Annotated in this window: 3 rRNA genes; all 3 read right to left on the reverse strand. The window is 59.2% G+C overall.

From position 1 onward, the window contains the following. Position 1: 1 nt before the first annotated feature. A 5S ribosomal RNA gene (gene rrf / locus E4P43_RS19445) occupies positions 2-118 on the reverse strand. Positions 119-237: 119 nt separating this feature from the next. Further along, positions 238-3,358 (reverse strand): 23S ribosomal RNA (locus E4P43_RS19450). Between the two features lie 476 nt (positions 3,359-3,834). Next, positions 3,835-5,353: ribosomal RNA gene (locus E4P43_RS19455) — 16S ribosomal RNA — on the reverse strand. The 16S, 23S and 5S rRNA genes sit together here, the layout of an rRNA operon. Between the last annotated feature and the right edge of the window lie 194 nt (positions 5,354-5,547).

Here is a 5,547-nt window from a genome sequence, read left to right on the forward strand (position 1 = left end):
TGTCCGGCGGCGTCCTACTCTCCCACCCCGTCTCCAGGGCAGTACCATCGGCGCTGAGAGGCTTAGCTTCCGGGTTCGGAATGTTGCCGGGCGTTTCCCTCTCGCCATGGCCGCCGTAACTCTGTGAACATGTACGAACCATTGCTGGACTGGTTCGTGCGTTCAGAACCGCACAGTGGACGCGTGACAATCTTGTTATCTGACCTTGACCTGCAGAGCCCGAGAATGTGGGTGTGTGTGGTCAAGCCCTCGGCCTGTTAGTACCGGTCAGCTCCACACCTTACGGCGCTTCCACTTCCGGCCTATCAACCCGCTGGTCTGGGCGGGGGCCTTACCCGGTTAACCCGGTGAGAGACCTCATCTTGAAGCGAGCTTCCCGCTTAGATGCTTTCAGCGGTTATCCCTGCCGAACGTAGCTAACCAGCAGTGCACCTGGCGGTACAACTGGCACACCAGAGGTTCGTCCGTCCCGGTCCTCTCGTACTAGGGACAGCTCTTCTCAAGTCTCTTACGCGCACGGCGGATAGGGACCGAACTGTCTCACGACGTTCTAAACCCAGCTCGCGTACCGCTTTAATGGGCGAACAGCCCAACCCTTGGGACCTACTCCAGCCCCAGGATGCGACGAGCCGACATCGAGGTGCCAAACCATCCCGTCGATATGGACTCTTGGGGAAGATCAGCCTGTTATCCCCGGGGTACCTTTTATCCGTTGAGCGACACCGCTTCCACATGCCAGTGCCGGGTCACTAGTCCCAGCTTTCGCTCCTGCTCGACCCGTCGGTCTCACAGTCAAGCTCCCTTGTGCACTTGCACTCGACACCTGATTGCCAACCAGGCTGAGGGAACCTTTGGGCGCCTCCGTTACATTTTGGGAGGCAACCGCCCCAGTTAAACTACCCACCTGACACTGTCCCTGATCCGGATCACGGACCGAGGTTAGACATCCAATTCGACCAGAGTGGTATTTCAACGGCGACTCCACGGACACTGGCGTGCCCGCTTCACAGTCTCCCACCTATCCTACACAAGCCGAACCGAACACCAATATCAAGCTATAGTAAAGGTCCCGGGGTCTTTCCGTCCTGCCGCGCGTAACGAGCATCTTTACTCGTAGTGCAATTTCGCCGAGCCTGTGGTTGAGACAGCTGAGAAGTCGTTACGCCATTCGTGCAGGTCGGAACTTACCCGACAAGGAATTTCGCTACCTTAGGATGGTTATAGTTACCACCGCCGTTTACTGGCGCTTGAGTTCTGAGCTTCGCCTTGCGGCTAACCCGTCCCCTTAACGTTCCAGCACCGGGCAGGCGTCAGTCCGTATACATCGTCTTACGACTTCGCACGGACCTGTGTTTTTAGTAAACAGTCGCTTCTCACTGGTCTCTGCGGCCACCCACCGCTGCCCCGCGCAAGGCGGTTCACAGCAGATGGCCCCCCTTCTCCCGAAGTTACGGGGGCATTTTGCCGAGTTCCTTAACCACAGTTCGCTCGATCGCCTCGGTATTCTCTACCTGACCACCTGAGTTGGTTTGGGGTACGGGCCGCTCGGAACTCGCTAGAGGCTTTTCTCGGCAGCATAGGATCATCCCATTCGCCTCATTCGGCTATGCGTCAGGCCTCACCCTGTATGTGGGACGGATTTGCCTACCCCACGGGCCACACCCTTGCACCGGTACTACCACTCACCGGTAGGACTACCTTCCTGCGTCACCCCATCGCTTGCCTACTACCAGTCCGGGTCCCGAGCTACTCCCAGCCGGCCCACAAGTGGGACGACCGGTTTGGGTCGGTTAGCATCGCTGGGTCCAGCATGGGCGTTCCTTCGCGGGTACGGGAATATCAACCCGTTGTCCATCGACTACGCCTGTCGGCCTCGCCTTAGGTCCCGACTCACCCTGGGCGGATTAGCCTGGCCCAGGAACCCTTGGTCTTCCGGCGGGGGAGGTTCTCACTCCCCTCTCGCTACTCATGCCTGCATTCTCACTCGTGTGGCGTCCACGGCTGGATCACTCCGCCGCTTCGACCGCCACACGACGCTCCCCTACCCATCCACACACCTGGCCGGGCCCTCGAGGGGCCCGACGGGCTACATGTGAATGCCACGGCTTCGGCGGTGTGCTTGAGCCCCGCTACATTGTCGGCGCGGAACCACTTGACCAGTGAGCTATTACGCACTCTTTCAAGGGTGGCTGCTTCTAAGCCAACCTCCTGGTTGTCTCTGCGATCCCACATCCTTTTCCACTTAGCACACGCTTAGGGGCCTTAGCCGATGATCTGGGCTGTTTCCCTCTCGACTACGAACCTTATCGCCCGCAGTCTCACTGCCACGCTCTCACTTACCGGCATTCGGAGTTTGGTTGACGTCAGTAACCTTGTGGGGCCCATTAGCCATCCAGTGCTCTACCTCCGGCAAGAAACACGTGACGCTGCACCTAAATGCATTTCGGGGAGAACCAGCTATCACCGAGTTTGATTGGCCTTTCACCCCTACCCACAGCTCATCCCCCAGGTTTTCAACCCTGGTGGGTTCGGTCCTCCACGCGGTCTTACCCGCGCTTCAACCTGGCCATGGGTAGATCACTCGGCTTCGGGTCTAGGGCACGCGACTATGTCGCCCTGTTCGGACTCGCTTTCGCTACGGCTACCCCACACGGGTTAACCTCGCCACGTACCGCTAACTCGCAGGCTCATTCTTCAAAAGGCACGCAATCACCCCGGACCGGAGTCCTAAGGCTCTCACGGCTTGTAGGCACACGGTTTCAGGTACTATTTCACTCCCCTCCCGGGGTACTTTTCACCTTTCCCTCACGGTACTTGTCCGCTATCGGTCACCAGGAAGTATTTAGGCTTAGCGGGTGGTCCCGCCAGATTCACACCGAATTTCACGGGCTCGGTGCTACTTGGGAAACAAGCTCGGGAGGACCTGAGTTTTCGTGTACGGGGCTCTCACCCTCTACGGCGACCCTTTCCAGAGGCCTTCCACTAACACAGATCTTTATGACTCCCTGCCACCCCGGCAGAGGTAGCTGAACTGTCCCACGACCCCGACCACACAACGCCTGCCGGCTATCACATGCGGTCGGTTTAGCCTCATCCGCTTTCGCTCGCCACTACTCACGGAATCACGGTTGTTTTCTCTTCCTGTGGGTACTGAGATGTTTCACTTCCCCACGTTCCCTCCACACGCCCTATGTGTTCAGGCGCGGGTCACACCACATGACTGGTGCGGGGTTCCCCCATTCGGAAATCCTCGGATCAACGCTCGGTTGACAGCTCCCCGAGGCTTATCGCAGCCTCCTACGTCCTTCATCGGCTCCTGGTGCCCAGGCATCCACCGTGTGCCCTTAACAACTTGGCCACACAAAAACCCCACCCATCGAGCCCGGAAGGACAAGATGAGCGGGCCTACAAACAAACTCTGCAAACAGAGTCAGAAGATGCTCGCGTCCACTGTGCAGTTCTCAACGTACGACCAGTCACCACCGGAACCGGCCCCACCAAACCCACGCTGCGCCCGCAGACGCCGTGGTGATGTGAGACCCAGGTGGCCCTGACAGAAGCAACAGGCCCGATCACTCGGACGCCCGTTCCCTCAGGACCCAACAGCGTGCCTACGACCAGCTCCCACCCGACCCCACCCCGTTCCCCACCCAGCACCTCCACAGGAGACACCAGGCCGTACTAGGGGCAGCACCAGGCTGCCGGCCGAACTGGTCAGCGTTCCACCCTCGAGCACCACCCCAGACACCCGCAGCCCGTCGCAGATGACGGGCCGTCACGGCCTGGGCGCGGCTCTGGACCACTCCCACCAGGGAAGCGGCCAGTGCTCCTTAGAAAGGAGGTGATCCAGCCGCACCTTCCGGTACGGCTACCTTGTTACGACTTCGTCCCAATCGCCGATCCCGCCTTCGACGGCTCCCTCCACAAGGGTTGGGCCACCGGCTTCGGGCGTTACCGACTTTCGTGACGTGACGGGCGGTGTGTACAAGGCCCGGGAACGTATTCACCGCAGCGTTGCTGATCTGCGATTACTAGCGACTCCAACTTCATGGGGTCGAGTTGCAGACCCCAATCCGAACTGAGACCGGCTTTTTGGGATTCGCTCCACCTCGCGGTATCGCAGCCCTTTGTACCGGCCATTGTAGCATGTTTGCAGCCCTAGACATAAGGGGCATGATGATTTGACGTCATCCCCACCTTCCTCCGAGTTGACCCCGGCAGTCTCCTATGAGTCCCCACCATGACGTGCTGGCAACATAGGACGAGGGTTGCGCTCGTTGCGGGACTTAACCCAACATCTCACGACACGAGCTGACGACAACCATGCACCACCTGTGCACGGCCCTTACGGACCCACCATCTCTGGAGGATTTCCGTGCATGTCAAGCCTAGGTAAGGTTCTTCGCGTTGCATCGAATTAAGCAACATGCTCCGCCGCTTGTGCGGGCCCCCGTCAATTCCTTTGAGTTTTAGCCTTGCGGCCGTACTCCCCAGGCGGGGCGCTTAATGCGTTAGCTGCGGCACGGAACTCGTGGAATGAGCCCCACACCTAGCGCCCAACGTTTACGGCGTGGACTACCAGGGTATCTAATCCTGTTCGCTCCCCACGCTTTCGCTCCTCAGCGTCAGTTTCGGCCCAGAGACCCGCCTTCGCCACCGGTGTTCCTCCTGATATCTGCGCATTTCACCGCTACACCAGGAATTCCAGTCTCCCCTGCCGAACTCAAGTCCGCCCGTATCGACTGCAGGCCCGAGGTTGAGCCTCGGGATTTCACAGCCGACGCGACGAACCGCCTACGAGCTCTTTACGCCCAATAATTCCGGACAACGCTTGCACCCTACGTATTACCGCGGCTGCTGGCACGTAGTTGGCCGGTGCTTCTTCTGCAGGTACCGTCACTTTCGCTTCGTCCCTGCTGAAAGAGGTTTACAACCCGAAGGCCGTCATCCCCCACGCGGCGTCGCTGCGTCAGGCTTTCGCCCATTGCGCAATATTCCCCACTGCTGCCTCCCGTAGGAGTCTGGGCCGTGTCTCAGTCCCAGTGTGGCCGGTCACCCTCTCAGGCCGGCTACCCGTCGTCGCCTTGGTAGGCCGTGACCCCACCAACAAGCTGATAGGCCGCGGGCCCATCCTCAGCCGATAAATCTTTCCACCACCAGACCATGCGGTCAGCAGTCATATCCGGTATTAGCCCCAATTTCTTGGAGTTATCCCAGAGCTGAGGGCAGGTTGCCCACGTGTTACTCACCCGTTCGCCACTGATCCCCCACCGAAGCGGGTTCACCGTTCGACTTGCATGTGTTAAGCACGCCGCCAGCGTTCGTCCTGAGCCAGGATCAAACTCTCCGTAGATGATTTGATCGCGGCTGAGAACCGAGAGCTAGCACTCTCGATATCAATCAACCAAAGGAATCCCAGCCAGGAGCACAAAGCCCTGGCACGGGGTATTACTTGGCACTGACTTTCGGCACGCTGTTGAGTTCTCAAGGAGCGGACGCGCAGAAACTCGACCCTTCCGGGCTTCGTCCCTGGCTGGATGTCCAACT

The sequence above is a fragment of the Blastococcus sp. TF02A-35 genome, from assembly GCF_004571075.1.
Taxonomy (GTDB): Bacteria; Actinomycetota; Actinomycetes; order Mycobacteriales; family Geodermatophilaceae; genus Blastococcus.